This is a genomic window from Bartonella tribocorum, assembly GCF_002777915.1.
Taxonomy (GTDB): domain Bacteria; phylum Pseudomonadota; class Alphaproteobacteria; order Rhizobiales; family Rhizobiaceae; genus Bartonella; species Bartonella tribocorum_A.
Genome location: NZ_NJGE01000061.1, coordinates 1 through 1,566 on the forward strand (window position 1 = coordinate 1; position 1,566 = coordinate 1,566).

At 44.3% G+C, this 1,566-nt stretch carries 3 protein-coding genes; all 3 read right to left on the reverse strand.

Annotation, left to right across the window (positions count from 1 at the left end):
* The coding region (locus tag CER18_RS09625) for a phage tail protein (protein ID WP_143242725.1) at positions 1 to 661 on the reverse strand (661 nt) is incomplete at its 3' end.
* A gap of 11 nt (positions 662 to 672) precedes the next feature.
* The gene (locus CER18_RS09630) at positions 673 to 1,338 is read right to left on the reverse strand and encodes a transglycosylase SLT domain-containing protein (RefSeq protein WP_100129739.1); all 666 of its coding nucleotides are present in this window, start codon (positions 1,336 to 1,338) and stop codon (positions 673 to 675) included.
* Between the two features lie 17 nt (positions 1,339 to 1,355).
* A partial coding sequence (locus CER18_RS09635) for a hypothetical protein (RefSeq protein ID WP_143242726.1) occupies positions 1,356 to 1,566 on the reverse strand: 211 nt, incomplete at its 5' end.

The following is a 1,566-nucleotide window of genomic DNA, read 5'->3' on the forward strand; positions in this document are numbered from 1 at the left end:
TCCCACGAAAATCAGGAATATTGAACGTTCTAAACCCATCGCCACTCCCCCATGTCGTTCCTATTGCCGAAAAAAGAGCACTATAAAGACTCCGTGAATAAGCACTACCATCACACAATAACCAACCACTGGGGATTGCTTGCATAGCAAACGTCCCTATAAAACCTGCTGGATAAAGAGCATTTGCCAAGCCTTGGGGTGATGTGACGGGAGTAGGATTAAGCAAATGCCATCCGGAAATTTCTTCATCATAGACAAGCGTATATATGCATCCAGTTTGAATTTCCCCTCCCTCTAAAAAGGTTGCAACACCGGTTTGTGACGCCTTGTAAATCGACTTACTTGATAAGCTATTCAAAATAACTTTGGTCGCTCCAACATTCTTACCACGCGCTTTAAAGCGCAAAACAATATCATTCTTATACTCTAAAAAGGCTGACTTGCTTTGCAACCTTATTACTGTCGTTTGATCACCATGATCAACCGTAACAATCCCTTCAAGCGCCCCACCCGTATCCGATAAATATTCTCGCACGCGCTGCATCATACCACGTGCACTATTGTTGATGGAACTAGGACGTTGTCCTTCTGACCAATCAATCAAATCATCCGCACGTGTATTATCCGCCGCTCTAAGCGACCAATCATAAATCGTTGACATCGTTGTGAATCCTAAACTCCGTAAAACGGTCCGTAAAATGCTCGCATGAAGGGCGTCATCAAAGGGTTATCATCTTCATCACTCTCTTCTTCTTCCGAAGACTCTTCTTGTGATGCTAATTGTGATGCTAATAATGCCCTTAAAACCTCTAACATGTTGTCCCTATTGCCAAAACTTCTCTGTGCTATAGGGCTTACTGCTCTAAAAGGCTGTCCTCCGTACATCTGTAACACACGGTTAACAAAATCACTTGCACCCATACCGCTGTTTCCACCATTCAAACCAACCGCATTGCTACCAACAATTTGCGCCGCATTGGCATGGGGATTTTGTAAAAGGCGCGCGGCGCCTCCTGCCCCTTGTTGATGGGCTAAATACAATTCCGCATCCGTAGGCGCTCTACCTAACAAGCGGCTTAAATGATTACGATTGTCACGCGTAAATCTTCCCATGGCATCAGCTGCTTGCATGGGGTCAAAACGGTCTTGCAAACCATATTGCTTGGCTGTGCTATCTATAAATTGATACAATCCACCCGCAGAAGAACGTGGATTCCTTGCATTCGGATTGCCGCCACTTTCAACTTGTGCAACACGATACAAATAGCTCTCAGGCAAGCCATACCGCACCGCTGCTTGACGGATCGCTTGATCAACTGAAGGACTAGAACGGGTCATAGCTTAAATCTCTTCCCTTATTCAAATGCACTCAGTACATTCAATTCCTCTGTTAAGGCTTTCCCTCCACCCCCAAACAAAGCAGCAGATAGCTTTTTCACCCATTCTTTTGTAGCGTATCCCTTTTCTTGCACTTTAATCATATCTTGAATGAGCTTTACAATTTTATCATTCGGAATCTGTGTCCCCCCTGTTAACAATTTGACAACATCTTTTTCAATCCGTTGG

Excerpts from the sequence above, each read along its gene's own strand:
- CER18_RS09630 (WP_100129739.1), bottom strand. The coding sequence starts at position 1,338 with ATGACCCGTTCTAGTCCTTCAGTTGATCAAGCGATCCGTCAAGCAGCG.